The sequence below is a fragment of the Sporocytophaga myxococcoides DSM 11118 genome (assembly GCF_000426725.1).
GTDB lineage: Bacteria > Bacteroidota > Bacteroidia > Cytophagales > Cytophagaceae > Sporocytophaga > Sporocytophaga myxococcoides.
The window spans coordinates 285066-311712 of record NZ_AUFX01000010.1 but is presented as its reverse complement, the minus strand read 5'-3'; the positions used below and the strand labels follow the sequence as shown (position 1 = coordinate 311712).

The following is a 26647-nucleotide window of genomic DNA, read 5'->3' as shown; positions in this document are numbered from 1 at the left end:
GATCAAATGTAAAGCGATTTTAGGATTAATAAAAAAGTGTAAATTTATAATCGGATTACCAATCCAAACTGTAAACTTTTTTTAGGACGACACAATGAGAGCAAGTCTATTGACTTGCTGGTTATAATGAGAAAAAAGAAAAATTAAATGCACATTTTGATAAATGGCCCCGATAAAACCAGGGGCTATTTTTGTTTTTGGGCTAAGGCGGCTGATAAAGTAAAGTTTTATGGATAATAGCCCGCAAGTTATAAACTTACTCTTATTTGTGTGGGTTGAAGTCAGATAGACTTCAACCAGAGGGGGTAGCTAATGAATTTCATTTAGATTTAATAAACTATCTAAATGAATTTAATAAAACCAGCTGAGAACACTGTATAAAATCGAGCAGTGGCTGATGTGGTAGCGGCAATTTATCCATTCAGCCACTGGGTTTCGGTTTGATTGTGAATCTCTTTAAAACGCTGCACTATTTTATAATTTATCTTTAACAACAATTATGCTGTTCCCGCTCTGTTTTAAGTTTTCAAAACTTAAGCCTTCAAATGAGAGCAAGTTTCTAACTTGCGGTTTGTAATGCAGAGAAGGAAAAAATCAAACGCATATTTTGAAAAATGGCCCCGATAAAAAGCGGGGCTATTTTTGTATTTGGATAGAGGGTGATGAAATGGAGGTTGTTGGGTAATAAATATCCCACAAGTTAAAAGCTTGCTCTCATTTGTGGGCAGAAGTCAAAGACTTCAGCCTGAGGGCCAATAGCTCTTTGGAATTTCAGGCATATAAACCAATAACCATAGCGGAATTATCTTCAATTCCTGTCAACTTAATCTTAGGTCGGGACGTTCTATTTGCTTTGTAATTAAAAGAAACCAAATACTTGAAACGAAAAAACCTTATATTGCTAATTAATGTATTAAATTATGCTATTACGTTACCTAAATTTCTTATTCGTTATTTGTGTTTTATTCTTATTTACCGGATGTGAGAAGGGAAAAAACGATCCTGTACCAACCCCAGTTCCTGTTAATCCATTACCAACACCTGATTCGACATCTTCTCAGGAAATTATATTTGCAGAGACGTATCCTGCTTCAGCAAATGATATTATTATAGCTAAGGTATCAAAAGGAGCAGATACGCTTTTCTATTTAGGATCAACAGATGAATCAGGAAATGTAAAATCCTTAAATGGTTATATATTTTACAATGCTCTAAAGAAACAATCAATAAAAACGGTAGTTGATAAAATTACTCATTCAATAACTATCAGCTCGGTTCAAGACAATTCCACAATCCCATCTTTTTATTTGGAAATTACTCCATTTAATGATAGTCTAATTCAAACTACATGCTATGAAGTAATTAAAGAAAACCTTGTCAGGAAAATTTTATTTGAAAAAATATCTGAGAAACAATTTTCGCCCAATTTAAGAACTGAAAACATTTCAGATGAAAACATTTTAGAAGGAAAAAATTTCGAAAGGAAGGTACAAGAACTTCAAATTGAAGTAATGAATTCATCGCATCAGTATGGTATCATAAAGATTTTAACAGATTTACAAGAATCCATTAATAATGGTGATATCAAAACATCTATAGATGCATTGATTCGGGATTTGATAGAGCAGGGCAAAAATGCTTCAAGTTTTTTTGAGAATGTATTGACAGGTATCGGATCTGCAGTAAAGAAAATAGGAAGTCGTCTATCTAGTTTAATACAAAAGCCAGATATATATAAAGCCTGGGAAATATTAGACAGGTTTGAAATAGAGGCTGTATCAGGTGATAATCAAACAGTAATTTATGGTCAATCCTTAAAGGATCCTTTAATTGCTAAATTGACTTTTGATGGTAGTCCTGCCGCTAACCAGACTGTTGTGATAAAAGCGAAAACTTCTTTTTATAAATATTTAGAAAAAGTTGTCACCTCTGATGCAAATGGAATAGTAAGTCTTCCTTCATTTGAAACAAGTATAGAGAATGAAAATTCTGGAGTGGAAAAACTTGAAATTGTTTTCTATAAAGGTGGGTGGATAAGTAAAAATACTTCCTTTACAATTAATTTTAAGAAAAGACCAAGATTAACATTAGTCAAAGAAGAGAGTACAGATAATCAGAAAGGAGAAGTGGGAGGAATTTTACCTAAAGCACTTCAGGTGAAAGTTATAAGAGATGATGGCGAAATTGGAAATGGAATTTTGGTAAAATGGTTAAGAGATGGAAGCAACAATGATTATTATTCATCTACTTCTGGAAATGCAACAACTCAATATAATCCACTGGTACCAGAAGATAGCCCTGCAAAAGTAAAAGTAGAAATTGTTCCTTCCGAAGAATATGTAGTTTTAAATGAAGTGGAATTTACAATAGATAAAGTTCCTTCATTTAATTATCAAGGAACTTGGATCATAAACAGTTTCATGTTGAATGCTACTAATGAGCTTGGGTTTTCTGAGCGTATTATTTTCAATTCTAGGGGGATTAGTACTTCATATGAGAAACGATTTTATGAAAATGGAAGTGCAGAGCCTTGGGAGTCATGGGAACATATATGGAGCATTAAATTTATTAATGATGAATTGATATTAACAGATAATTATGGATATAATTATCGTTTTAAAGTAAATCAAACAAGTGACAGTAATTTTGATGGCATTGGAAATGTTGGTCTTGTTGGTATTGACATGGAGGGAGAGTATTTGCATCAAACATTAGTGCGAGAATAAATTCTAAATGCAAAATTCTTGAGAGCAAGTTTTTAACCTCCTCTGGGCTAAGACCGGTGTCTTGTCCTGAAGTCTTTTGACTTTTGCCCACAAATGAGAGCAAGTCTATTGACTTACGGTTATAAAGGAAAACAAATTAAAAATTCAAGATAGTTTTCAAAATAGCTCTGATATTATCGGAGCTATTTTTATATTTGAAGAATAATAAAATAACCAGCTATGTCATCAAAATACACCATCAATGATCCGGAAGGATTGTTTTTTATCACGACCGCAGTAGTAGAATGGGCCGATGTCTTTACGTGTCTGGCTTAAGTTTTCAAAACTTAAGCCTACAAATGAAAGCAAGTTTTTAACTTGCTTTATTAATGCAGAAAAATAAGAAATCAATTACACATTTTGAAAAATAGCCTCGATAGAAATCGAGGTTATTTTTATTTTGTATAGAGAGTTATGAAATAGAGTTTATTGGATAATAGCCCGCAAGTTATAAACTTGCTTACATTTGTGGGCAGAAGTCAAAGACTTCAGCCAGAGATGGGCGTGTCGGCCCGCCTTATAATCAAACGTTAGGACAATTAAGAAATATGGAAGGAATAACATACATAGATAATTTTTTAGATAACCCAAACTCCCCCTCTGGGCTAAGTCTGACGTTTTGTCTGGCTTAAGTTTTTAACTTAAGCCCACAAATGAAAGCAAGTCTATTGACTTGCGGATTATAATACAGAAATAAGGTTTTAATCAGATAAATAAATTAAAAGCCCCAATATTTATCGGGGCTTTTTTTATATTTGAAGAATAATAAATTAACCAGCTATGTCATCCAAATACACCATCAATGATCCGGAAGGATTATATTTTATTTCAACCGCAGTAGTAGAATGGGCCGATGTCTTTACCCGCGAGCATTACAAAGATATTATTGTCGAGAGTTTAAAGTATTGTCAGAAAGAAAAAGGCCTTATTATTTATGCCTGGGTTTTAATGACAAATCACTACCACATGATAGTAAGAGCAGATAAAGGAAAAAACTTATCTGATATACTTAGAGATTTTAAAAAGCATACATCCAAAGAGCTGATAAAGGCTATTAATGATTCTAAGGAAAGCAGGAGGAAATGGATGCTGTGGCTCTTTAAGTCGGCGGGGTTGAAGAACAGCAATAATAAAAAATATCAATTCTGGCAACAAGACAACAGGCCAATAGAGTTGAGTTCTAATGATATGATGGATCAGCGGTTGGCATATATCCATGAAAATCCTGTTAAGGCCGGTATTGTCAGATGTCCGGAGGATTATATATATTCGAGTGCAATAAATTATTCAGGAAAGAAAGGACTTATAGAAGTCGAATTTATCGGATAATAGCCCGCAAGTTAAAAACTTGCTTACATTTGTGGGCAGAAGTCAAAGACTTCAGCCAGAGAAGGGAATCAATCTCTTAACCTGACGGCTATGGTTACAAACGCGCGCAAGTTATGATTTATATAATAAAAGAGGCTGCCCTTTCGGAACAGCCTCCACATTTTATCTATTATAAATCTAAGGAATTACTTTTTAAGGAATCCTACCGCCATATTGCCGTTTTTGCCTTCCATAATCAGACGATAAATTCCGGGAGTAAAATTAGCAGACTCCATGTCATATGTGTGTTTTCCAACACTTAGTTTGCCTTTGTAAACATCCGCTACTTTTCTTCCAAGGTTGTCGATTACATAAATAACAACTTCGGTTTCTTCAGTTATATCAACAGTAACCACTGTTGACCCTTCTGCAGGGTTAGGAGAAATGTCCATTGTCTGAGCCGTTACTCTTGCATTGCAGGTTCCCAGACTTGTCCATGGTTTTCCAGAATAAGGAGTTCCATTGTTAAGGTCCGGTCTCTGGTTCTGTGTCCAGTAGTTAGCCCTGTATCTTATACCTGCATATTGTACTTCGGCAGGATTTATGTAAGCAGTAGTAGATACCCACTGTGGAGCTGTACATACAGGTACTGAATTTACGGTAATAGCAACCGGAGATGCTACACCAACTAAGCCCAGATTGTCATAAGCATTGGCATTGATAGTATGGCTTCCTGCAGGAACATTGTTCCATGTAAAGGTATACGGAGGTGTATTATCTGTTCCAAGGAAAGTAGTTCCATTATAGAAGTCTACCTGTTGTACCGATACATCATCAGTAGCAGTAGCGCTTAGTACTATATTGTCTCCTGTAGTAAAGGTTGAGTTGTTTGCAGGAGATGTGATATTAACAAAAGGAGCCTGGTTTTCTGTAAATTGGATTTTGAAATCCCAGATACCTCTTCCGAAGGTAGCAAAACGAACTGTGTTTGTAGAAGAGATAAATTCAGCATCATGATAAATCTGATCCGGTCCGTTCAAACCTTTCATTGGGTACCATGTATTGGTAGCAGTTACATATACATAAGGTCCTACTTCTGTAGCAGCAAAAATCAAAGACTCATCATCATTTGCACAAATATCGAATACAAGAGTTGGAGGAAGACCGGTCCCAAGAGGAGCAAAGCTTTGTCCGTGATTGGTTAGTTTATATACACCAGAAACAATATTTGTTCCCTGGCCGCCTATGTACACTGTACCAGATGTTGTTTTAGACGGATAAATAGCATGACCTAAAATCGCGGAACCATCGAGCTGAGGGAATGAATTGTGCTTGGTAAAGCTGCTTCCTCCATTTGATGAAGTGAACAGTTTGCCGTTGTCTGTCATTACATACCAGTAGTTATTGTCTTGTCTTGAGATACCAATTCCTGAAATGTTATGACAGCCTGACTGAGCAGCGAAGTCATAAGGAAGTTCGTTATAGGTTACTCCGTTACTTGTAAAAGAGAACTCAAGAATGTTTGCAGTAGGGTCTGTAGGACTTATTCCGCTTCCAAAGTAAAGCTTGAAAGGATTGGTAGGGTGCTCTGTAATAGAAGGAAGAAATGTTTTTGGAAGAAACTGACTCCAAAAATAGAAATATTTATTAGATTTTCCATCCGGAAAATAGCTGATGGTATAGATGCTGGCATGCCAGTAACCCGCATGATCGGTGGATACGGTTCTGCCATCATCTCCGCCCCAGATATGGGCAAAGTCAAGAACACCACCATTGTCTACAAATGTTTTTGAAAAGCCCTGATCCTGTGAGCCAGCCATAATATGGTTAGGATCTGTTCTTAAAGTATAAACTCCATAATATTGAGAGTTCTGCATTCCTATAAGTGTAATGTTGTTTACTGTGGTAAGACCATCAGTAGATTTATAAATACCACCGTCGGTGTTTACAAGGAAGTTTTCAACATTAGAAGAAGTAAATACCGGACATACACTTGGTATGTCTGCATGGAGTTTTGTGGCAGGATCGGTATCGTATTCATTCCAATTATTCACCATTGTCCATGAAATCTGTCCTGTGCTGGTGTTGTATATACCTCTGTAACAATCCAGAGAGCCCCAGAACAGGAGATTCGGATTGCTGGTACTTACACTAAAGCTATAGTCACCCCATAATCCCACGCCGGGACTATTTAAAGGCTGCCATGAAGAACCGTTATTGTCCGAACGGTAGAAGCCATTATCGCTGTTCATATAGAAAATAATATTCGAACCAGATTTGGTACCGCTAAGGCGTACGTTCTCTCCCAGGTCAAGATTGTGTTTAAACATACGTATCACTGTTCCTGAATTTGTGGAAGTAGGCATTATGAATGTAGAATCCTTATTGATCATATATGCATAAGTATTTTCTGTAAGTGGTGCCCATATACTGTACTTTCTGTCGTCAGAGTTTGAATATGCCGCTTTTCTTATTCTTGTAAAACTTGTACCCTTATTGATTGAACGGTACAAAGAGATATAAGAACCCTCGCGCGCCAGAACAAATACAGCTGTCCCGGATTGTCCCACTGTTATGGTTCTCAATATATCCCCCTGAGGTATATCGTTAAGGCCTGTAGCATATTCCCAGGTAGATCCGTCATCGTCGGAATAATATACTTTAGATATAGTGCCAACTATAATACGCTTCCCTGTTCCGTTTGGAACTACATCAAGAAATTTTGGCTCTGTCAGTTTGAAAGAATTATTTAAGCAGACCCAGCCGGTACCATCGTAATTCCCTTTCCATACATTACCTCCGTTAGATATAGCGTAAACATTATTGGTAGGAGCCCATAAGTCAGAGTACTGTATGCGGCCTGCACGGTTTTTACTGCCTTTTTCAATCCACTCGCCGTTAAGCATTCCGTCGGCAATGGTTTCTACTGTTGCAGTTCTTAAAGTACCCGATTTTAACTTTGCTTTTTTATATTTTTCATATTCAGCATGACGTATCTCTTCATTGATTTTAAAGAACTCACTTTTAACTCTTTTTTCATAGTACTCTTTCCGGATCCTGTTACTTTCCTCTTCTTTTTCTCTGAAGTTCTCCCAGGTATGTGTTTGCGCAAAAGCATGACCGGTCAATAATAACCCTAGTATGACCCATGTGAGGGATTTAGTTTTTAGGTAATTTTTAATCATAACGTGAGATTTAAATTAATATAAGTTATGCATTACCTCAAAAATCGTAAAAGTAAGATTGTGATATGTGTATCTTTTATTACATAAAGGAAAATTAAAGAGCCAGTTTTTTCCTTTTTTAATTATAGTATTATATAGTATAATTAAAAGCTATATCCCAGAATGGGCTTATAAATATATTATTTTCTGAAAATGGAATTATAGCATAACTTAGGTTCTCTTTGTTAAAATGCTATGTAATGTAGCGGAGCCCATCTCTGGATTAAGTTTATAACTTAAGCCTACAAATGAGAGCAAGTCTATTGACTTGCGGTTTGTAAAGAAAAAGAAAAAAACAAATACATATTTTGAAAAATAGCCCCGATAAAAAGCGAGGCTATTTTTATTTTGAATAGAGAATTATGAAATAAAGTTTATTGGATAATAGCCCGCAAGTTAAAAACTTACTTTCATTTGTGGGCAGAAGTTCAAAGACTTCAGCCAGAGAGGGTCTATACTTGGAAGATCCATTATCATAAGCCTCATAAAAAGCCCATTAGAAAATTTGAACTCAGGATAGAAATGGGTAAATTGGTGGATGTAAAAGATAAATTTACACACTTGGTGTATATAAACATGTGTGTGCAATTTGACAAGATTTAAAGAGTTTATTAAGTTCTGGTAATAATTAACATATATGAAAAAAGGAGTAATAGTTTTTATTTTATTTTTTGGATTTAGTTTTGTTTCAGTTGGTCAAGGTAAGAAAGCAGATTTAAAAAAGCTTTTTAATTTAATACAAACAGAAAAAATGATAGATGGAACAATGAATAACTTGGTTTCAGCAATCAAACAACAAACAAGTGGACAAATTCAAGGCGCAGATTCTAAAGAAAAATTTGATAAGTATATTGAATTCGTCATGAATGAGGCTAAAGAATTATCCAAGAAATTAGTTAATGTTGAAATGATTGAAATTTATGATAAGCATTTTACTGAAAAAGAAGTAAAAGATTTAATTGCCTTCTATGAATCCCCCACAGGACAAAAGTTTATCGAAAAAACTCCTGAGATTACGAAAGATATGATGAATGTTATGATGTCCAAGTATATGTCTGATTTCCAGGAAAGAATAAAAAAGAAATTAGAGGAATTAAAATAAAAACTGCTATGAAATTTTACCTTGCGATTTATAAAGCAGAAGAAAAAAACAAATACATATTTTGAAAAATAGCCCCGATAAAAAGCGAGGCTATTTTTATTTTGAATAGAGAATTATGAAATAGAGTTTATTGGATAATAGCCCGCAAGTTAAAAACTTGCTTACATTTGTGGATAGAAGTCAAAGACTTCAGCCAGAGACTTCAGAATAACACATCTAGCAACAAAGGGATAAAAAGAATGAAACGAATATTTACATTTTTAGGGTTAACAATTTTCACTTTTATATCATGTAGTGAAAATAATTCAGGAGCTAAAAAAACAGAAGACTTTGAGACAGATAACGAATATAAAACAGAAACAAAAAATGTGGGAATCGTAACTAATGACGAACATACTATTAGCAGCAGTTCTGATATAATCGACCCAATAACTTATACTAAGGAGTTTGACTTATATTTGATCCGAGATTTAGAAGAAAGTGCAAACAAAAAAGTTGGTTTTATTTCACTGTCTGACATCTATCCATTAGGCGAACATCCAGACTCCCTCGCTATTCCAAGTCTTGAAAATGTTGATAAGGACAGCCTTCAATATTTTAAATTAAACTTAACGTATAGAAAGAGATTTCTCTCAAAAACCAACATTTCAGAATCAGACAGTGTGTTTATCTACGATTACTCTACAGATGTACTACTTTCTTTTCCTGTTAGAAAACTGAATGTAGTTGCCTATCTAAATATCTATATGGACATAAATGATTGTCCTTGCAGTCAATACGACTTCATGATTGGATTTGAAATAGTAAGAAAATATTTAAAAGGACTTGGGGAAAATTTTAGTAAGGCTTTGGTTTTTATCGGTAAAGAAAATCCTTTTGTGACTGGGCAAATGAAAGCCATTGTTTGGCAAAAAATCAAACCTGAAAAATTTCCATTAGAAAAAAGCAATTTGACCGAAGTACAAAAACAGAATAACGATGAAAATAAACAAGCCTACTTATGCGAAACAGATAATTACCAGATTTTCATACAAGACTATATTGAGCCAGATAATCCTATTCAAGTCCAAGACCGACATTTAATTGTAATAGAAAAGCAAAGAGGTAATGTAGTTAATGAGACAATGTTCAGTAATAGTGAAGGAACAAGTGCAACGCCATTAAACTATGGAATAAACAATTCTAATTTTCATGACCTCAAAGAACAATGGACAGGAAAACTTTTCAAAGACAAACCCGAAGTGATATTTGGCTTTGAATGGGTTTCTTTTGGTTGTCCAATCATTAATTACCTGAATTCACAAGACAAATGCATTCAAATAAATTGTGACAACAGACATTGAACGTGCGTAAGCCGAAACATACTTTATTAATTAATTCGAAGCCAAATTTTTTCTGAATTTTCATTAAATGGGTATGAATCAGAACTAGCATTGTTGTACCCATATTTTTCATCATATTGATAACCAATCTTTTTTCACTAATGACAAATCACCAACAAAAAGAACCACAGTGGCAAGATCAAGTTGATCTTAAACCTGGTATTGAAAGGCACATCTGGCCATTCGGTAATGAGAAAGCTATTGTCGATAAGTCAACATCAGATAGACTCTTTGGCGAGGAGGGCCTGGGGTTCAAAAACAACATGTGGATGAAACTCTTAAGTTTTTTGGCGCGAAATGGGATCCAGGCGCAAACTGCCTCCAAAAAGAACGAGACGGATATAGCAAATTGCGTAAAGGGCTGGGGACAGGGTGCGAATTCAAGCAGAGTATTTCATGCAACAAAAGGTGTTGACCCCGTAAGAATGGAAATGCTTATCCAAAGGCTTCAGCAAATAAGTGCAGAATTTGGAATTAAAGACAATCGCTTAACGCATGATGTATTGGCGGCATTCGTTACTACACAAAAAGCGGAGCCTTATTTAACATGGAACGGCCTTCGGGAAGCTAAGGGATTCATTAAAAGAAATCAAGCTCGATTTAGAGGACATATTCAATGGCAATCTTTTGTTGCATTATGCGGGCATGTCGACAATAACGGGGTGAAGCACATCACTCCTGAATTGATTCGTACTTTTTTTAACAGCCCAAAGCCTTTCTTCAATCTCATTGTAGAACGGAGAACCCAGCTTTTGCAAGGCACTATTACACCTGGAAGCAAAACAGGATTGATGGCAGATGCCCAGGACTACATAGATATAAAAGCAACTGACCTGGAATACATGAGGAACAAGAGTGGTTTGGGTTTAGTGGTCAAAATTCTTTGGTACATGATTATGAATAAGAAATCGAAGTTTGGGCCACTGCCGAGAGAAGAAAGGGCATAAGTCAGGTACAGGGCGGGGAGTTGGGAATGTTACACATTGACACTCACCCGTCATCACAATCTAACTGTAATTAGCTTTTTATCTAGCCATTACTCAAATAGTTTCCTCTTTTCTGAATCAAACTCCTGTTGGGTAATAGCACCTGAATCTAGTAATGATTTTAATTTTGCTATGAGTTCATACTTCTCGAAAAGAGTCAATGGTTGAGACGGCTGAGGAGCAAGGTCGGGCGATGAAAGATTTATATTCTTTGTTGTTTCGCCTGCTGGAATGCCTGCAGCGCATTCCAACCTATTGTATACATCAACAGCGAGAAAATAGTCAAATGTAATTAGGTGATGCCGTTTGAGGCTGTTTTTCATCACCACAATAAGCCTGTATTTACGTCCTTTAGCAAATGATTTTCTGCCAGTTGTTACGATTACTTTTTTGATATCAGAAAATATAATTTCTTTCTTGTTGTTGTATCTCAATGAGTAATCTGTCAGCACAATATCTTCTTCTTTCGATCCTGTTTCAAGAGCAATTTTCCTAAGCGACTCATAAGATGCAGAAAGGTTTTCGCAGGGTGTTTTTCCATAACGCTGATAATTTGCAGCACAACTGCTGAGCACGATAGAAGAAAGGCAAAAAAGAGATAATAGGTAAAGTGGTTTCCAGGAACAGGGCATGATGTTTAGGTTAAGCCATTTTTTTATATGTGTACTTGTTTTGATAAAGATAAGTTGTCGGTTTATTAATATGCTGAGAATTTTTGCCAGGCATATTTGTGTTAAAAAAATATTTCAATTCTGTTCCTCCTGGCTTTGTCTTTACAGATGGAATTTATCCAGCTCTCTGGCCACTGTCTTCAATTAAGTAATTATTGAGATATTTCAGCATGAAAACTGCTGAGACCTATACATATGTATGTACCAAAAGCATCAGCCATATAATAAGCCTATTAGATAGCTTGAATATTGGTTAAAGTTCAGTAACTTGGATAGATATAAATTGAAAAATATACGCATCTGTTACGTATATAAATAAGTTGAAAGTCATTTATTGTATGACAGATTCGAGTAAAAGACCATGAGAATTTTCCCAATTCACGTTTTAATTAAAGACTTATCATTCTGGATTACATTTTTTCTAATGGTGAAGTTTATTAATCATAATGACTACTTTTTTGAAACAGACTGGTGGACAGGGAGAGAAATTATCGGGACAAGTATACATGACTATGGGATTCTCGACAGTCGGCATCTTCATTCTGGCAGTGATTTATCTAATCTTAAGATTAAAAAAAAATGAGAATAAGATCGTTTTGGTTTGGTGTTGGCCTTCATATATTAACTCTGATCCTTATCTGGACAAATGTTGAATTCGAAGGACGAATTGCTAGTTTTATGACTGCGTCTTTTATCAGCCTGACTATTTCAGGTGTTGTCTATAAGAAATTGAATTCAGAAATTGGAATTGAAAACCAAATAAGAAAGTGTGCCGGTGTACAATAAACCCGTTAGACCACATCTCTGCTAAATTTTTCAAAACTTAAGCTTATAACTGAGTGCAATTTTTAGCATGCAGAAAAAGAAAAAATCAAATACATATTTTGAAAAATAGCTAGTAAAAAATTATTGGCTATTTTTGTATTCGAATAGAAGGTGATGAAATAGAGTTTATTGAATAATAAGTCGCAAATTAAAACTTGCTTACATTTGAGGGAATATATTAAAGGCTTCGGCCAGAGAATTAATATAGTTCATTTATTTAAATTAATTTATGTCATTTACAGTCTGTTATAAAAAAAATATCCTATTGTTAGTTTTACTTTTTGGCTGGTTTATTTCTTCGGCCCAAACAGGAAAATTTAGAATTGGATTTCAATTAGGTTATGTCAGTAGAATTAATTCTATCAATCTTAATCCAAATCACTCTTTTGAGAACATTAAGAATAGCAACGGTTGGGGATTTGACCTTGGATTTAGTGGTTCGTATTTATTTAGCGAAAAATTTCAAATGAGATTTTCTCCTTCAACTGAATTTATGGAAGATAATTTTATCTTTACCAAAAACGGTATAAGCGAAGAATTTACTTTTGGATATTCATATTTAAAATTGCCTGTTCATATTATTCTCACTCCATTTAAAAATATTCCTATTGGATTGGTATGCGGGGCTTCGGGAAATTTGCAAATAGGAAAAACTAATTCAAGACCGAGTGATAAAATAAAATTCAAAAGAAATGAATCATTTATTGAATTGGGCTTAAATTATATGTTTAAAACTAAATTATGCGATTTTATTCCAGAGGTTAAATATTGCTTTGCTTTAACCAATGAAGCTGGAGACAATAGAACAGAGTATGCGAATGCCATTAAGGATATATATAAGAATAAGTGGGAAGTGACATTATATTTTAGATGAAACTCTGTTTTCCCTCTCTGGTATAAGTTTAGTTAACTTAAGCTTAAGACGTGAGCAAATATTTTACTTACAGTTTTTAATGTAGAAAAAGAAAAAATCAAATACATATTTCGAAGAATAGCCCCGATAAAATTGGGGCTATTCTTATTTTGAATAGTAAGGTATTTAATAGCGTTTATCGAATAATATCCCGTAAGTTTTTGTTCTAATAGTGAAAAACTATACTATAAAATAGCTTCTGAATTTGTCCTTTTCTGCTATTATTTTCATTAGGCCATTGATGTTATCAAGCATTGGGTTTTTACTAGTTGTTCGTTTTATTTCCCTGTCTATTTGAATTTTATCTCTCAGGAAGTCAATCGCCGAACCGCCTCCACTAAAATACACTCCATTCTTCATGACTTTCCCAATATCCTTGATATTAACACGCTCAATTGTCTCCATGAACTCATCATTTACTAATACAAATAAATTGTCTAACAAATTATGGATTTCACTGACTTTAATGGTCATGCTCTGAATTTTAATTTCACTCTGAACATTGTTTACCCCCTTTAGGATTGATTCAACTTCCTTGTCACTAATATTGAGGTTATATTTCCTTCGAAGAAAGTTCTTAAATAATCTAAAAATCTTTGAAGTTCCCATTTTAATTACTCCCACTGAAATTGGTATAGAGTCAACGAAAACAGTTATTTCAATCTTGCTAAAACTGAAGTCAATAAGTATGAAGTCCTTTTTTTCGAACAATAGATTTAAGCCAACTGCAGTACAATAACTTTGATAAATCATGTATACTTCGCTTGCTCCGGCGTGTTCTCCTGAATCTCTATAAGCTCTTTTTTCTATTTGCGTTGAATTTGTAGGTATGCAATAATACATCTTGTAAGTCTTAGGAAAAATTGATTTTGATCCTAGCCCTTTTTTTATAGCACCTCTCAAAAGCGCTTCGAAAGCGTGAAAATCAGCAATTGCATAATCCACCGGTTTTATTGTCACATCCAGTTCTGAAGAGCTGCAGGTATCTCCAAGTCCTGAAATAGAATTGTTGCTTATGTTAAATGAAATTTGCGATGATTCATTAAATACTAACTCGCCGTCTTTGATAATTCTCAAATGTTGACTCCCTGGATCAATGCCAATTGAATCTTTTAAAAAATTAAGTAATCCCATATTCTTTTTATAACTGTAGTATCTAAAAATAATTTCGTCCAATGTTGAAGCTATATAATAGGCTTTACATGCACATTACCATACTCATTGAATAAACAAGTACATCGTAATATAAAAATAGACAAAAATAGGCGGGAATTAAAAAAACAATCTGGCTTAAATTTGTCTACCTTAGCAAACCCATTGAGGACAAGTATTAGCCTGGGTTTGTAATGCAGAGAAGGAAAAAATCAAAGTACATATTTTGAAAAATAGTCCCGATAAAATCGAGGCTATTTTTATTTTGAGCAGAAGGCAGATGAAATAGAGTTTATTGGATAATACACACCAAATTAAAAACTTACTTACATTGCGGTCAGAAGTCTTAGACTTCAGCCCGAGAGTGCACCTGGTGCCTGAATAAATAAGTTATGGAACATTTTTAAAACGATAATGAGAGAATTCATTTTTATCATGATATTAGCATTGTCTGGACAAGTGAATGCCCAGACAGAATATCTTCAGCAGATTAAAATATCGAGTGGCCATTGTAAGTCAGCCTGTGGTTATGATCTCGGTTTTCACGACATATATTTTGAGGATCAACTTGAATATACCATTGCTGACAGTACATTTAAATACAGGAAAAAGCCTGATACAAAAGCCAAAGAACTGGGTATTAATCTTTCATTGATATTTGCCGACACTAAACTTCATGCTTCCTTAGACTCCTTGTTTGAAAAGTTCGAAGACTTTAAGTCAAGCCCCGGGAAGTATTTTATTTATAGATTGGAATTGGTTTATTCTAAGTCTCTAACCGGACTCCCTGCAAAAACCAAGACGATGGACTTTGGGATTTCAACTAATCCAGAGAAAGCACATCCAAAGATTATAGATGCCATCATTGATGATTATAGAAGGATTATTTATAACGCACGATGACAATGCATAAAACTCGCATCAGCAAAGGTGGATTAATTCTTGATTGGGACTGTTAAACGCCTTATATGCATAAGTTGTGCGTCATTTAAAGTAGATCATAATGGAAAAATTTCTCATAAATTCATTGATAATAATTTTAGTTATCTACATTTTGGTGTGTGGACTCTTATATATTTTTCAAGAGAAATTAATTTTCTTTCCACAGAAATTGGACAAAGGATATCTATTTCAATTTGAACAAAAATTTGAAGAAAAGAATATAAAAGCTGATGACGGAACAATTTTAAATGGACTCTTATTTCGAACTGACAGCTCAAAAGGATTAATTTTTTACTTGCATGGAAATGCAGGTTCATTAAGTTCTTGGGGATACGTTGCAAAGACATACACAGACTTAAATTATGATGTTTTTATATTAGACTATCGTGGATACGGAAAAAGTGAAGGTACAATAGATGGTCAAAATCAACTCTATGGAGATATTCAAACAGCTTATGACGAGCTGAAGAAAGAATATTCAGAAGATAAGATCATTGTGTTAGGGTATTCAATCGGTACTGGACTTGCTTCAAAAGTTGCTTCCGAAAACAAACCTAAGCTTCTTATTTTACAAGCGCCATATTATAGTTTGACAGACATGATGAGACATTCCTATTCAATTATTCCTACTGTCATTTTGAAATACAAATTTGAGACAAACAAACATCTAAAGGATTGTAAAATTCCGGTTATCATATTTCATGGAGACAGTGACGAAGTTATTTATTATGGTTCGTCATTAAAACTAAAAGACGAGTTTAAGAGTAAGGACAAGTTAATAATTCTAAGAGGACAAGGACATAATGGAATGACTGACAACGAGGATTATAGGAACAAACTAAAACAAATACTGAGAGATGAATGACCTGTTCTGTCTTTTGTTTATCGAATTAAGTCTACAAAAGAGAGCAAGTTTTTACCTTGCAGATTTAATGCAGAAAGAAAAAATAAAATACATGTTTTTAAATGTAAGTCCGATAAAATATGGGTCTATTTTTATATTTGGAGGGGATTGAATAGAGTTTATCGGATAATATCCAGGAATTTAAAAACTTGCTTGCATTTGTGTGCAGAAGTCCTTGACCTATCCACTAGGGTGAGCATTATTTTGGCTAAAGGAAGAGTATATAATAAATAAATGATGATGATCATAGCTCGGTATTTAGAGCATAAATTGTTCTTTGGGGGAATAGTAATTTTAGTTTATATCTCCTTTGAAACGATAATATATTTATTTAATACTTGTGGGGTATGCCATCCGGTTGGCCACCTCATTGCTTTCATTTATTTGATTATAAATTATTTTGTTTTTGCAAATTCATATCTGTTTAAAAGAAGGATTGAGAAAAATAAAAGTTGGCGTTGGCTAGTTTTGGGAATATCCATTATATTAATTATAATATATTTAATCGTTGATCTTCTTCTAGCCTTAGAAGGTGTAACAGTTGAAGGAGGGCTATTTTAGATTTATGTTGAACTTTTTTAAGCTTAGTCCGCAATTTAAAAGCTTGCTTAAATTTGTAGGGACAATTGAGAAAGACTTCAGCCAGAAGGTATATGTAATAGGTCTGTTATTTATTTGTTAGTAAATATTAAAAATAAAATGGGAGAAGCATTAATTACTTGGGGAATTATCATTTCAATAATAATTGGAATCAGATATTTTTTTAAAAAGAAAAAAGGATATCGAAGACAGTATTCATTAGGACTAAAAGTCGCAGAGGAAGTTCAAAGGCTAATAAAAAATAAAGATTATAGTGAAGCAGGAAAAAAAATACAAAGTCAAAATTTAAATGATATTACACAAATTATTGATCATTTGTCTCTATCCCTTAATGAAGATGAATTATTAAAATGGGATGAATCCGAAGATAGTGATATATCTAAAATCACTTTAGGTGTTTTCTATTTACATCTGGCTTGGATAACACGAAGCCACAAGCTGGCAAAAGATGTTTCGCAAAAAGATGCAGAAGGCTTTTTTGATTATCTTGATATATGTGAAAAAACTTTTGAATCAGTTTCAGCAGATTCTTTTTATAAACCTGAGTTAGACTCACGTAATATAAGGTTATATATGAGTTTAGGTGATAATTCAAAAGCCTCTGATTTTTTTAAAACTGTAACAAAAAATCATCCCGATTTTATATGGCCTTATATTCATTATTCTGAGCTAATACAGCCTAAATGGGGTGGAGCCATCGAAGACTTAGATAAATTTTATGAAAGTTTACCTGATAATTTATTAATCCATTCTATTGTAGAATTAAAGCTTATTCTTGATTCCATAATTATGAATGATAATTATTTTATAAAATATAATGATAACATCAGTGAATTTGCTCGGGAAAAAGTTATAAAAATTGATAAAGAGTTAAATTCAAATAATGTTAGTTCAATTCACAAGTATATCTTGTATAACTATATGGCAGCAATATCTGAGAATTTAAAATTAAATGATTTAAGTAAGAAATATCAAAAATTGGTGGATGGCAAATACACTATTTACCCATATGGATTATTGAATTAATAGGCTGTGATGGGTTTATAGCCGTTCTGGCTTATTTTCAAAACTTAAGTCTACAAATATGACAAGCTTTTAACTTGCGGTTTGTAATACAGAAAAAGAAAAAAATCAAACACATATTGAAAATAGCCCCGATAAAAATTGGGGCTTTTTTTTATTGGATTGAAGCTAATTAGAGTTTATTGGATATTATTCTTCAAGTTAAAAACTTACTTACATTTGTGAGCAGAAGTTAAAGACTTCAACTAAAGAGGGAACAGCCGGCAATGACTGACAACTTCAGTTGATTATTCAAAAAATGAAAACATAATAATCAAACTAACAATAGCAATGATAAGAGATTGGGATCTATTCAGCCAGTATTTCAAGCGACAGGAGGTTCCTGCAAAGACTACACTTTTGCAGGAAGGAGAGGTTTCGAAAACAATGTATTTTATAGAGAAGGGTTGTTTACGAACCTGGGTTAACAATAATGGTAAAGAAGTAACAACCCAATTTTTCTTTGAAAGAGATAGTGTTTCTTCTATTGAAAGTTTCAGAACAAATCAACCAAGTTTATATAGCATTGAAAGTTTAGAACCTTGTATTTTACAGACGATTTCACAAAATGATTTCCAGTTTATTGTGAAGAATTTACCTAAAGTGAAACAGGATATGGAAGAGCATTTATTTCGTCGACTTTTTCAAATCCAACAGCTTTTCTATTCATATCTTAAAAACAGTCCCCAAAAACGCTACGAAGAATTGATTGAACAGCACCCCGAAATTATTCAACGGGTCCCACAACATTATATCGCTTCGTATTTGGGTATTACATCTGTATCATTAAGTCGAATAAGAAACAGACGATAATTTTCATTTCTTTACAATTGTTATCGTCAGACAGCCTCTCGACTGTTCATCTTTGTTCTATACCATTTTAAATAGTACAAAAATGAGAACAGCGATAGTTTTTAATCATCCTTACGAAAAGAGTTACTGCAATGCCATTTTGGAAGCAGTAACCAATGGAATAAAAAAAGGAAAGCACGAGGTTGACCTTATACATCTTGATAATGATGGTTTTAACCCCGTAATGTCAAAGGCGGACTTAAAAGCTTTTGTCGAACACCAGCCAATTGATCCATTAGTAATAGACTATAATAAACGCCTGGAAAAAGCAGACCACCTGATTTTTATTTTCCCAATTTGGTGGGATTTAATGCCAGCAATGACCAAGGGATTTATAGATAGAGTTCTATGTCCTGGAGTTGTATATGACCACCATCCAAGAGGTTTCGGATTAGTTCCACTCTTAAAGAATTTAAAAAGCGTTACAATTATTACCACTATGAATAAACCCAAAATAATGTATTCACTCTTCATTGGAAATTTAATCAAAAAAGCAATGCTTAGGAGTGTATTTAAAACTATGGGATACAAAAACGTCAATTGGATTAGCTTTGCTTCCGTAAAATCAGTAAGTCAGGAGAAAAGGGTTAAATGGCTGGCTGACCTTGAAAGTAAATTTGCAAAGTGGACTTGATAAAAGGCCCAGCCGGCCCTGGCTTATGTTATTTACCATAAGCTCACGAATAAGAGTAAGTTTTCAACTAAGGGTTGCGGTATAGGAAATGAACTCAGTGGAAGAAGGCTTTTTAGGATTGATGCCATCGTTTTATGCGATGGCATCAATAAATGCTATTCTTTGGTTAATTCAAAACTGTTGACGAATATAAAGTCTATTAAACAATTTGAAGGTAAGATAGAAATTGGTAATTGGGATATAATAAATGAAAAATAAAAGCATCTGGTATTTATAAATTAGTTATAGGAAACTTTCGTACGATACTCATTGTTTGCAAGCCAATCGCTAAGAAAAACAAGCATCGATCCTAAATACTAATCTATCACAACACTTTCAAGACCTTTTTGTAGCGCAGTTTCCTGTAGGCCTGCAATTCTCTGTCCTTCTATACGAAATGTAGTAATATCAGTAATACCAAGAAATCCGAGTATAAATTTCAGATACGGACTTACGAAATCAAACGACTGGAAATTTCCTTCGGAATAAACACCGCTAGAAGCGATTGCGATATATGCTTTTTTGTTTTTCAAAAAACCTTCAGGCGTCCCGTCTTCTTTGTAGCGGAAAGTAATTCCAGGTCTTGCGATGTGGTCTAAATAAGCCTTCAGTGTGGACGGAATAGCGAAATTATAGAACGGTGCACCAAAGACATAAATGTCCGCTTCCTGCATTTCTTCAATCGCTTCATCTGAAATTTTTATTGCTTTTGCTTGTTCGGGCGTGCGATTTTCAGCAGAAGTAAACCATGAACCAATTTGCAATCCGTCCAAATGCGGAAAAGCTTCTTTAGCTAAATCTCTTTCTTTCACAATATTGTTAGGATATTTCGCTTGAATTTTTTCAATGATTGTATTCCCTAATTGTCTGCTGATTGAAGCCTCACCTTGTGGACTTGTAATTATGTGCAATATCTTTTTAAGCATCGTTTTTACTTTTAAATGTTTCAATGGCACAAAATTACTTACATTTGCTAACAAATAGTTAGTAGTATACTAAAGGTTAGTAGTAACATTCAGGTTACTTTTAAGAAAGATGAAGCAGAAAATAATTTATTCAGAGGTTCAATGTACTAAACACATCAGTGCAGTCGAGGACGCGTTGTATGTTTTGGGTGGCAAATGGAAATTACGAATTATAATTGCTTTGATAAGTGGACATAATCGCTTTAATGAATTGCAACGAATAATTAAAGGTATTTCAGCAAGAGTGCTTTCAAACGAATTGAAACAATTAGAATTAAACGGTTTGGTAGAAAGAGTTGTGCAAGCTGACCAGATACCTGTTGTTATAGAATATATTGCTACGGACTATGCGACAACACTCAAAGACGTGGTTGGCGCATTAGCCGATTGGGGACAAAAACACAAAAAGAAAATTACTGCGAGCTGAAAATACTCCTTATCCCGGTACTTTTCATTACTATGTCCTGGGTCCGAAGGGTATAAAATCCATAGCAATACTTTTGAAACTAGTCATGTTATTATTGTCTTTACCTTTCATTGGGTATATATTCATGCTGACTAACTATAACTTAATAAATCAGAGATAAAGTGTATGGGTAAGAGAAAATTCATTTGGTAAAAAAAGAAATTTGCTGCGGATACTGCTAAATATTTTTATTCGTCATTCCTTTTTATTTTTGAATCCAGACAATAACAATAAATATTTTTTATTATTAGAACGCATTATATTCATAAGGGATGAAAAAGATACTTAAGATATTTGTAATATTATTCATTATCACGATTCTTGGGCTAGGGGGGATTCTTATGATATATAAGAATGAAAGAGATAAAACCTTTCCTAAAAATGTTACGCATTGTATGATATACATGGATGGTAAAATTGACAGTCTTAGAAGTATTGAATTTATAATATGTGATAGTTCCTATAGCTATACAGTGAATGAATTAAAGGATACCATAAGTGATAATTTTGGGATTTCGGATGAATCATTTCCTTGTCCGGTGCATTTTAAATATTATTATCATTCAGGTACAAAAAGAATTATCAAGACAGATAGTTTTAATCTCGAAGGCTGGTCAGGAGCAAATATTTACATGCTAAAGAAGGATAGTGTTTTTTATAAATATGCTTCATGATTAGATAATAAAACTTTTGTCAACGCTGAGTTATAGTCTTGAGTCTCTTTGCCAGGCAATGACTTCCTAACTACCTCAAGTCAGATTTTAACAAAGAAAAACTTTGCCAACATTATGAATTGACAAAGTTTTTAAAAATTTAGAAAATGAAATTTTATAAGGATTCTGCAAACGAGACATATTCTTTTGCACTTTGTTCCACTTTTTTCAGTATAGCTTCATCTGTTGTGTGTGGTGCGCCAAAAAAAGCAAAATACGGTTTATAGTCTGCTTTTATCCAATCAAATGTGATTTCAAAAGGTCGGGTAAATTCTTTCAAAGTATATTTAAATGCACCTTTGTCTGAATAGGTAGCTTCATCAGCAGAAGTGGTCAATGCCAAAGCAATTTTCTTACCTTCCAACTTATAGCTACTACTTGCACCATAAGCCCAGCCGTAAGACAAAACCTCATCCATCCATTTTTTGAATAATGGCGGGCTACTTAACCAATAGATGGGAAACTGAAACACAATTTTGTTATGTGCTTCAACAAGTTTCTGTTCTTCTGTGACATTGATTTTTCCGTCAGGATAAATTTCGTACAAATTTCGAACTTCGAATTTCTCAGGGTACTTTCTTAATTCTTCTGTCCACCGTTTATTAACGATAGATGAGCCTTCCAAATTTGGATGGATAACGTTTACTAATGTTTTCATTCTAAATTTATTTTGTTTTAATAAAACTCTTATCCCAAATTTAGAAAGTAACATCTTGTTTAGTATATTGACAACCAAATGTGTGGTACTATCATAAATGTAAGTAATGACTAAAACAAAAGAAACCTCAACACACTTTGAGAACAAAATGAATCTCAATGAGTGTGACCAGATTTTTGCAGTTGGGTTAATTGCTGGTCAATGGACACTTGTAATTTGTTGCCATCTTGCTGAAAAGAAATTAAGATTTGGTGAACTTAAAAAACGCATTCCGAGCATTACAGAAAGGATGCTTACGCTTCAATTGAGAAAAATGGAAGAAGGTGGCTTGGTAAAGCGAACCGTTTATGCAGAAGTTCCACCAAGAGTTGAATATGAACTTACAAAAAGCGGGCAAGAACTTAGACCTATTCTGAAACAGCTGGAAGAATGGGGAAAGAAACATAGAAAAGTAAAAGCACAGAAATAAGAAGTATTGTTCACAACAATAGCATTCATTGTTGTCCATGGCAACCTATGAACGATCTCTTTCCTCTATATAATTTCTAAAGTTAAATAGGGAATTAAAGTTACAATCTAGATGGATATTCATAATTTTATCTCTGTTTAATAGATACTAGTATACTCTATTCTTGTAAGAATATTAGAAATGATGTTTATGGATTTTGATCTTGGTCAATGTTACAGCATAGCTTTGTCTAAAGGAGGTTATGGTGGTTTCTTTATTTCAGAGTTAAGAGAAGAATTTAATGGTCATTTAAATTTAGGTATAACTGTTCTTGATTTTAGCATACATGAAGTTCCTTCAATCATTGATTTTATGAATTCTAATTGTATAATTCTATATCATGATAATTTTGATCAAGGAGGCTTACTTACATATAATATCTGGCCTGATAACTTTCTGAAATGTGAGAATATACGATACATTGGAAATCTTAAATTAAATAGTAAAGAATTGGAAAATGTTATATGTACGCCTATAAGCTCCATTGATCCTTGTATCCATTTAGACAGAATCATGTATGAGGTTTTGAAATCTATTGAAATACTTAAATGGAATGGAGAGAAAGTGGAACTAAAGCCAATTAAGAAAATTATTAAGAATAATCATGCATTTGACTGGCCCTGATAATAGCGCCATGGATTTCAAATCCACGTCAGCTGGTAAATTAAAGCTGCATTTACTGTCTTATATTCCAACATATTAAAAATATTATCGTTTCTTTATTTAAATTTGGCTTAGTTACTTAATTCTTATATGAAATTTAATACTCAAACCATTGATAATTACTTTTTTGTGGGCATAGCCGGGACCGGTATGAGTGCCATTGCTCAATACCTTAGAGGCGTGGGGAAAAAGGTTGCTGGTTCGGACAGGTTATTTAGTAAGGATAAGAAAATGCTTATTCAGGAGCAGTTTGAGTCTATGGGCATCGAATGCTTTTATCAAGATGGCTCAGGGATAAATGAAACAACTCAAGCGGTAATTGTTTCTACAGCCATAGAAGAAACTAACGTAGAGTATCAAAAGGCAAAAGAAGCAGGTATTCCTATTATTAAACGATCCGAATTGCTCGCAGCTATTTCATCTGAAAAGAAGACAATTGCTATTGGAGGTACTTCCGGCAAGTCTACCACGACAGCAATGATCTTTCATATTCTTCAGGAAAATGGGAAATCTCCTTCTCTCATTACTGGCGCAGGTCTTACAGTTTTACAGAAAAAAAATCTTCCGGGAAATGCCTGGGTTGGGGATAGTGAGTGGTTGGTGATTGAGTCAGATGAATCTGACGGCTCTATAGTTAACTATATTCCTGAAATCGGAATTGTTTTGAATATAGACAGAGACCATAAAGAATTCGAGGAGCTGATAGAGTTGTTCAAAACTTTTAAGGGAAATACTAAGGGGAAGTTTATTGTTAATTCTGATCATGAGCTTACAAGAAATCTTTCTCAGGATACTAAAAACGATTTTAGTACTCATCCAGGTGCTGGATTTGTAGCGGAGAATTTTAAACAAACTGGTTTTGAAATACAATTTACACTGAACGGTATACCTTTTAAAATTCCTGTAATAGGAAAGCATAACATGGAAAATGCCGCCGCTGCAGTAGCTGCGTCATATGTGGCTGGAGTATCGATAGAACAGGCTGCCAAAGCTTTGGAATCGTATGTGGGTATATTCCGGAGAACACAATTGGTTGGAGAGAAAAAGGGTGTTTTTCTCATAGATGATTTTGCTCATAATCCTGCCGAAGTACAGGCTGCAATCCGTAGTTGTCAGCAGATAGGCAAAAGGGTATTTGCATGGTTTCAACCTCATGGATATGGACCATTGAGATTCATGCACAAAGAGCTGGCAGAAAGAGTCATTGAAACTTTAAGGCCGGAAGATTACTATCTGATGTCAGATGTGTATTATGCTGGAGGAACGGTTACTAAGGATATATCGTCAGATGTAGTTATTAATGAGGTTGTTAAAGCCGGTAAAAATGCTCTTTTGTTTGAGGATCGCAATAAGATGTCAGACTACTTTTCTAAAGAAACAAGACAAGGAGATGTCATTTTAATGATGGGAGCAAGAGATCCTTCACTTGCTGAATTTGCAGAATCTACATTCAATCAACTTTAATTGGATAGAGTTGTGATTGAAGATAAAACTATATAAATGATTTTATACATTGAAAAGCCTTCGTTTTGACGAGGGCTTTTTTTATAGCGGCTATTTTTTCAATTCATGTCAGAGATGTAGTCTAGGTTTGGGAGCATGACTTTTACAAATTAGTCTATTCAAATGTTAATTTTGTTTTTGGATGACTTTAGCCATAAAGAAGAATAATTGAAATGAGGTTAGAGCAAATTAAATGGATTGATTTTAAAAACCACAGAGATTCACGAGTTAAAAGTACTTTTAAAAAAGTTATTCAAATATGACTAGAATTGGACTCCAGCAATGTTTTTTAGGAAACCTATTAGAGGTCAATACGCAATATCTTTATTTTTGTAGGAGGACTTAATTGGGTACTCACAGTCTTATAGTTATCTTTACTTAATCAATCTATTTAACTACCTATCTCATTATAATGAGAAAATTCAAAAACGGTTCAGCAAATTTTTACACTATTTTTCTTGATTCTGTAGAGAAAATTATTCCTGAATACTGTCATAAAGATTCATCCAATGATAAAAAGTTTGCACTTTTGGAAAATGAACAATTTCAGGGATTATTGCGTCACTCTCCTGCTATTATTGGCATTTATAATAATGTCCAAAATAATTACATTTTCATGAGCGATAATATTGAGACTATCACAGGCCATTCTCCTGAACATTATATGGGGCCTAAAGGAATGGAATATGCAATTTCCACTTTACCCTCTGAACATGCAGCAATCTATACTCAACAAATCTTTCCTACGATCTTCCAATATTTTCAATCACAGGTTGCGTGCAAGGATATTAAACGTTTTCGTTTCACTGGTACATTCCAACTTATCAGGAAAGATGGCTCTGTTATTTGGTGTATGCAGCAGTTGAATGTAATTGAAACAGACGATCAGGAATTACCATTACTTACAATGCTTATCATGTCCGATATTACGTGTGTGAAAAAAGATAATGCAGTGGATTTTGTGGTTGCCCGGCGGAATGATCAGGATTTATTTCAGAATGTTTATGCCGCTACCTTTCCTTCTCCAAACAAAACTATTTCTTTTACAAAACGTGAACTTGAAATATTACAGTTGTTAAGCAAGGGAAAATCAAGCTATGATGTTGCAGCTCTTTTGTCAATAAGTGAACATACCGTTTTCAACCACAGAAAAAACATGCTGGAAAAATCTGAGAAAAAAAACACAGCTGAACTTATATCCTTTGCTATTAACAGAGGTTTTATCCAATAATCAAATTGTCCTGCACCGGTGATTCTCTCTCAGCAATACAAGAGACTATTTATAAAATTGTGATTTTAAGTAAAAGTAAATGAACGCACTTGATGTATATTACTAAATATTTAAAATTATAGGAATTAGGTTCTATAACAAAGAATGAATGAAAATTATGAAAGATGATTTAGTAGACATAGGACAGAGTATTGATATAGATAATTATGGAGATAAACCGTTTACTATATTTATTGAACCCTGGTGTCTGGAGTTTACGGTTTCTCCAAGAGATAAATACAGTATTATGGGCATAGGTCCGAAGAGGGGAAGGTTTTCAATTGATCATACAGATACAGATTTAATAATATGTGCATGGCCAGGCTCTACAATAAAAATTAATAAAAATGGAGTAGAAATAGAAAACGATTTACCTAGAGTTCCACCTATTCCTGGGTGGGAAGACCTTTTAGATCTTGACCGTTTTAAAAAATAACTTTACATACTATTAATGCTGATGGTAATGTCTTGCTATAAGACCTTTTTGGATTGATACCGTAACTATTAAGAAATAGCATCATTAATAATTTTATTTCATCG

General features: G+C 33.8%; 24 protein-coding genes. 19 read left to right on the top strand and 5 right to left on the bottom strand.

Going from position 1 to position 26647, the window contains the following annotated elements; all coding sequences use genetic code 11:
• The first annotated feature begins 920 nt into the window (after window positions 1-920).
• Window positions 921-2726, top strand: coding sequence for a transthyretin-like family protein (locus K350_RS0113950; RefSeq protein WP_028980446.1), 1806 nt, complete (start codon window positions 921-923; stop codon window positions 2724-2726).
• Window positions 2727-3545: 819 nt separating this feature from the next.
• Window positions 3546-4094: an REP-associated tyrosine transposase gene (locus K350_RS0113945; RefSeq protein ID WP_028980445.1), complete on the top strand. Its 549-nt coding sequence runs from the start codon at window positions 3546-3548 to the stop codon at window positions 4092-4094.
• Window positions 4095-4279: 185 nt separating this feature from the next.
• On the opposite strand, the gene K350_RS0113940 is transcribed toward K350_RS0113945, so the two are convergent.
• Window positions 4280-7258, bottom strand: coding sequence for an Ig-like domain-containing protein (locus K350_RS0113940; RefSeq protein WP_028980444.1), 2979 nt, complete (start codon window positions 7256-7258; stop codon window positions 4280-4282).
• A gap of 676 nt (window positions 7259-7934) precedes the next feature.
• On the opposite strand from K350_RS0113940, the gene K350_RS31235 reads away from it, so the two are divergent.
• The 3 genes from K350_RS31235 to K350_RS0113920 all read left to right on the top strand — a co-directional run bounded on the left by K350_RS31235 (window position 7935) and on the right by K350_RS0113920 (window position 10728).
• On the top strand, window positions 7935-8399 hold the full coding sequence (locus K350_RS31235) for a DUF2059 domain-containing protein (protein WP_028980442.1): 465 nt from the start codon (window positions 7935-7937) through the stop codon (window positions 8397-8399).
• A gap of 239 nt (window positions 8400-8638) precedes the next feature.
• The gene (locus tag K350_RS0113925; RefSeq protein WP_028980441.1) at window positions 8639-9742 is read left to right on the top strand and encodes a hypothetical protein; all 1104 of its coding nucleotides are present in this window, start codon (window positions 8639-8641) and stop codon (window positions 9740-9742) included.
• Window positions 9743-10050: 308 nt separating this feature from the next.
• Window positions 10051-10728 carry a hypothetical protein gene (locus tag K350_RS0113920; RefSeq protein ID WP_156027043.1) on the top strand — a complete coding sequence of 226 codons (678 nt, stop codon included), beginning with the start codon at window positions 10051-10053 and terminating at the stop codon, window positions 10726-10728.
• 89 nt (window positions 10729-10817) lie between these two features.
• Here the strand turns inward: K350_RS0113920 and K350_RS0113915 are convergent, their stop codons facing one another.
• On the bottom strand, window positions 10818-11399 hold the full coding sequence (locus K350_RS0113915) for an SHOCT domain-containing protein (protein WP_081671005.1): 582 nt from the start codon (window positions 11397-11399) through the stop codon (window positions 10818-10820).
• A gap of 618 nt (window positions 11400-12017) precedes the next feature.
• On the opposite strand from K350_RS0113915, the gene K350_RS0113905 reads away from it, so the two are divergent.
• Complete coding sequence (locus K350_RS0113905; RefSeq protein ID WP_028980437.1) at window positions 12018-12224, top strand: hypothetical protein; 207 nt, start codon at window positions 12018-12020, stop codon at window positions 12222-12224.
• Window positions 12225-12492: 268 nt separating this feature from the next.
• Window positions 12493-13137 (top strand): outer membrane beta-barrel protein, encoded by a 645-nt coding sequence (locus tag K350_RS0113900; protein WP_028980436.1) that lies wholly within the window; start codon window positions 12493-12495, stop codon window positions 13135-13137.
• A gap of 219 nt (window positions 13138-13356) precedes the next feature.
• On the opposite strand, the gene K350_RS0113895 is transcribed toward K350_RS0113900, so the two are convergent.
• On the bottom strand, window positions 13357-14310 hold the full coding sequence (locus tag K350_RS0113895; protein WP_028980435.1) for a rod shape-determining protein: 954 nt from the start codon (window positions 14308-14310) through the stop codon (window positions 13357-13359).
• 432 nt (window positions 14311-14742) lie between these two features.
• Between K350_RS0113895 and K350_RS0113890 the strand changes: the two genes are divergently transcribed.
• The 5 genes from K350_RS0113890 (at window position 14743) to K350_RS0113860 (ending at window position 19322) form a co-directional block, all read left to right on the top strand.
• Entirely contained in the window at window positions 14743-15231 is a 489-nt protein-coding gene (locus tag K350_RS0113890) for a hypothetical protein (protein WP_028980434.1), read from the top strand.
• A gap of 100 nt (window positions 15232-15331) precedes the next feature.
• Window positions 15332-16135 carry an alpha/beta hydrolase gene (locus K350_RS0113885; protein ID WP_028980433.1) on the top strand — a complete coding sequence of 268 codons (804 nt, stop codon included), beginning with the start codon at window positions 15332-15334 and terminating at the stop codon, window positions 16133-16135.
• A gap of 738 nt (window positions 16136-16873) precedes the next feature.
• Complete coding sequence (locus K350_RS0113870) at window positions 16874-17800, top strand: hypothetical protein (RefSeq protein WP_028980431.1); 927 nt, start codon at window positions 16874-16876, stop codon at window positions 17798-17800.
• A gap of 327 nt (window positions 17801-18127) precedes the next feature.
• Window positions 18128-18649, top strand: a complete 522-nt coding sequence (locus tag K350_RS0113865; protein ID WP_028980430.1) for a Crp/Fnr family transcriptional regulator — start codon at window positions 18128-18130, stop codon at window positions 18647-18649.
• A gap of 82 nt (window positions 18650-18731) precedes the next feature.
• A complete protein-coding gene (locus K350_RS0113860) occupies window positions 18732-19322 on the top strand; it encodes an NAD(P)H-dependent oxidoreductase (RefSeq protein WP_028980429.1) in 591 nt (196 codons plus the stop codon).
• Window positions 19323-19678: 356 nt separating this feature from the next.
• On the opposite strand, the gene K350_RS0113855 is transcribed toward K350_RS0113860, so the two are convergent.
• Window positions 19679-20287 (bottom strand): FMN-dependent NADH-azoreductase, encoded by a 609-nt coding sequence (locus tag K350_RS0113855; protein WP_028980428.1) that lies wholly within the window; start codon window positions 20285-20287, stop codon window positions 19679-19681.
• Between the two features lie 109 nt (window positions 20288-20396).
• On the opposite strand from K350_RS0113855, the gene K350_RS0113850 reads away from it, so the two are divergent.
• Together K350_RS0113850 and K350_RS0113845 are read left to right on the top strand one after the other, a co-directional pair.
• Window positions 20397-20753 carry a winged helix-turn-helix transcriptional regulator gene (locus tag K350_RS0113850; RefSeq protein WP_037575586.1) on the top strand — a complete coding sequence of 119 codons (357 nt, stop codon included), beginning with the start codon at window positions 20397-20399 and terminating at the stop codon, window positions 20751-20753.
• Window positions 20754-21064: 311 nt separating this feature from the next.
• On the top strand, window positions 21065-21466 hold the full coding sequence (locus K350_RS0113845; RefSeq protein WP_028980426.1) for a hypothetical protein: 402 nt from the start codon (window positions 21065-21067) through the stop codon (window positions 21464-21466).
• Between the two features lie 154 nt (window positions 21467-21620).
• Here K350_RS0113845 and K350_RS0113840 read toward each other — a convergent pair whose 3' ends face one another.
• Window positions 21621-22163 carry an NAD(P)H-dependent oxidoreductase gene (locus K350_RS0113840; protein ID WP_028980425.1) on the bottom strand — a complete coding sequence of 181 codons (543 nt, stop codon included), beginning with the start codon at window positions 22161-22163 and terminating at the stop codon, window positions 21621-21623.
• Between the two features lie 106 nt (window positions 22164-22269).
• Here K350_RS0113840 and K350_RS0113835 point away from each other — a divergent pair, with 106 nt between their 5' ends.
• From K350_RS0113835 to K350_RS0113815, 5 genes are all read left to right on the top strand, one after another.
• Window positions 22270-22632 (top strand): winged helix-turn-helix transcriptional regulator, encoded by a 363-nt coding sequence (locus tag K350_RS0113835; protein WP_028980424.1) that lies wholly within the window; start codon window positions 22270-22272, stop codon window positions 22630-22632.
• A 189-nt stretch (window positions 22633-22821) separates the two neighbouring features.
• Window positions 22822-23295, top strand: coding sequence for a hypothetical protein (locus K350_RS0113830; RefSeq protein ID WP_037575582.1), 474 nt, complete (start codon window positions 22822-22824; stop codon window positions 23293-23295).
• A gap of 129 nt (window positions 23296-23424) precedes the next feature.
• Window positions 23425-24798 carry a UDP-N-acetylmuramate--L-alanine ligase gene (locus K350_RS0113825; RefSeq protein WP_028980422.1) on the top strand — a complete coding sequence of 458 codons (1374 nt, stop codon included), beginning with the start codon at window positions 23425-23427 and terminating at the stop codon, window positions 24796-24798.
• Window positions 24799-25249: 451 nt separating this feature from the next.
• Window positions 25250-26068, top strand: a complete 819-nt coding sequence (locus tag K350_RS31230; RefSeq protein WP_028980421.1) for a LuxR C-terminal-related transcriptional regulator — start codon at window positions 25250-25252, stop codon at window positions 26066-26068.
• A 157-nt stretch (window positions 26069-26225) separates the two neighbouring features.
• Window positions 26226-26543: a hypothetical protein gene (locus K350_RS0113815; protein ID WP_156027042.1), complete on the top strand. Its 318-nt coding sequence runs from the start codon at window positions 26226-26228 to the stop codon at window positions 26541-26543.
• Window positions 26544-26647: the final 104 nt, after the last annotated feature.

Coding starts and splice junctions, on each gene's coding strand:
- K350_RS0113850 (WP_037575586.1), top strand. CDS start 20,397: ATGAAGCAGAAAATAATTTATTCAGAGGTTCAATGTACTAAACACATC.
- K350_RS0113950 (WP_028980446.1), top strand. CDS start 921: ATGCTATTACGTTACCTAAATTTCTTATTCGTTATTTGTGTTTTATTC.
- K350_RS0113845 (WP_028980426.1), top strand. CDS start 21,065: ATGAAAAAGATACTTAAGATATTTGTAATATTATTCATTATCACGATT.
- K350_RS0113865 (WP_028980430.1), top strand. CDS start 18,128: ATGATAAGAGATTGGGATCTATTCAGCCAGTATTTCAAGCGACAGGAG.
- K350_RS0113940 (WP_028980444.1), bottom strand. CDS start 7,258: ATGATTAAAAATTACCTAAAAACTAAATCCCTCACATGGGTCATACTA.
- K350_RS0113860 (WP_028980429.1), top strand. CDS start 18,732: ATGAGAACAGCGATAGTTTTTAATCATCCTTACGAAAAGAGTTACTGC.
- K350_RS0113925 (WP_028980441.1), top strand. CDS start 8,639: ATGAAACGAATATTTACATTTTTAGGGTTAACAATTTTCACTTTTATA.
- K350_RS0113900 (WP_028980436.1), top strand. CDS start 12,493: ATGTCATTTACAGTCTGTTATAAAAAAAATATCCTATTGTTAGTTTTA.
- K350_RS0113840 (WP_028980425.1), bottom strand. CDS start 22,163: ATGAAAACATTAGTAAACGTTATCCATCCAAATTTGGAAGGCTCATCT.
- K350_RS31235 (WP_028980442.1), top strand. CDS start 7,935: ATGAAAAAAGGAGTAATAGTTTTTATTTTATTTTTTGGATTTAGTTTT.
- K350_RS0113835 (WP_028980424.1), top strand. CDS start 22,270: ATGACTAAAACAAAAGAAACCTCAACACACTTTGAGAACAAAATGAAT.
- K350_RS0113825 (WP_028980422.1), top strand. CDS start 23,425: ATGAAATTTAATACTCAAACCATTGATAATTACTTTTTTGTGGGCATA.
- K350_RS0113915 (WP_081671005.1), bottom strand. CDS start 11,399: ATGCCCTGTTCCTGGAAACCACTTTACCTATTATCTCTTTTTTGCCTT.
- K350_RS31230 (WP_028980421.1), top strand. CDS start 25,250: ATGAGAAAATTCAAAAACGGTTCAGCAAATTTTTACACTATTTTTCTT.
- K350_RS0113815 (WP_156027042.1), top strand. CDS start 26,226: ATGAAAGATGATTTAGTAGACATAGGACAGAGTATTGATATAGATAAT.
- K350_RS0113885 (WP_028980433.1), top strand. CDS start 15,332: ATGGAAAAATTTCTCATAAATTCATTGATAATAATTTTAGTTATCTAC.
- K350_RS0113945 (WP_028980445.1), top strand. CDS start 3,546: ATGTCATCCAAATACACCATCAATGATCCGGAAGGATTATATTTTATT.
- K350_RS0113870 (WP_028980431.1), top strand. CDS start 16,874: ATGGGAGAAGCATTAATTACTTGGGGAATTATCATTTCAATAATAATT.
- K350_RS0113905 (WP_028980437.1), top strand. CDS start 12,018: ATGAGAATAAGATCGTTTTGGTTTGGTGTTGGCCTTCATATATTAACT.
- K350_RS0113890 (WP_028980434.1), top strand. CDS start 14,743: ATGAGAGAATTCATTTTTATCATGATATTAGCATTGTCTGGACAAGTG.
- K350_RS0113920 (WP_156027043.1), top strand. CDS start 10,051: ATGAAACTCTTAAGTTTTTTGGCGCGAAATGGGATCCAGGCGCAAACT.
- K350_RS0113895 (WP_028980435.1), bottom strand. CDS start 14,310: ATGGGATTACTTAATTTTTTAAAAGATTCAATTGGCATTGATCCAGGG.
- K350_RS0113830 (WP_037575582.1), top strand. CDS start 22,822: ATGGATTTTGATCTTGGTCAATGTTACAGCATAGCTTTGTCTAAAGGA.
- K350_RS0113855 (WP_028980428.1), bottom strand. CDS start 20,287: ATGCTTAAAAAGATATTGCACATAATTACAAGTCCACAAGGTGAGGCT.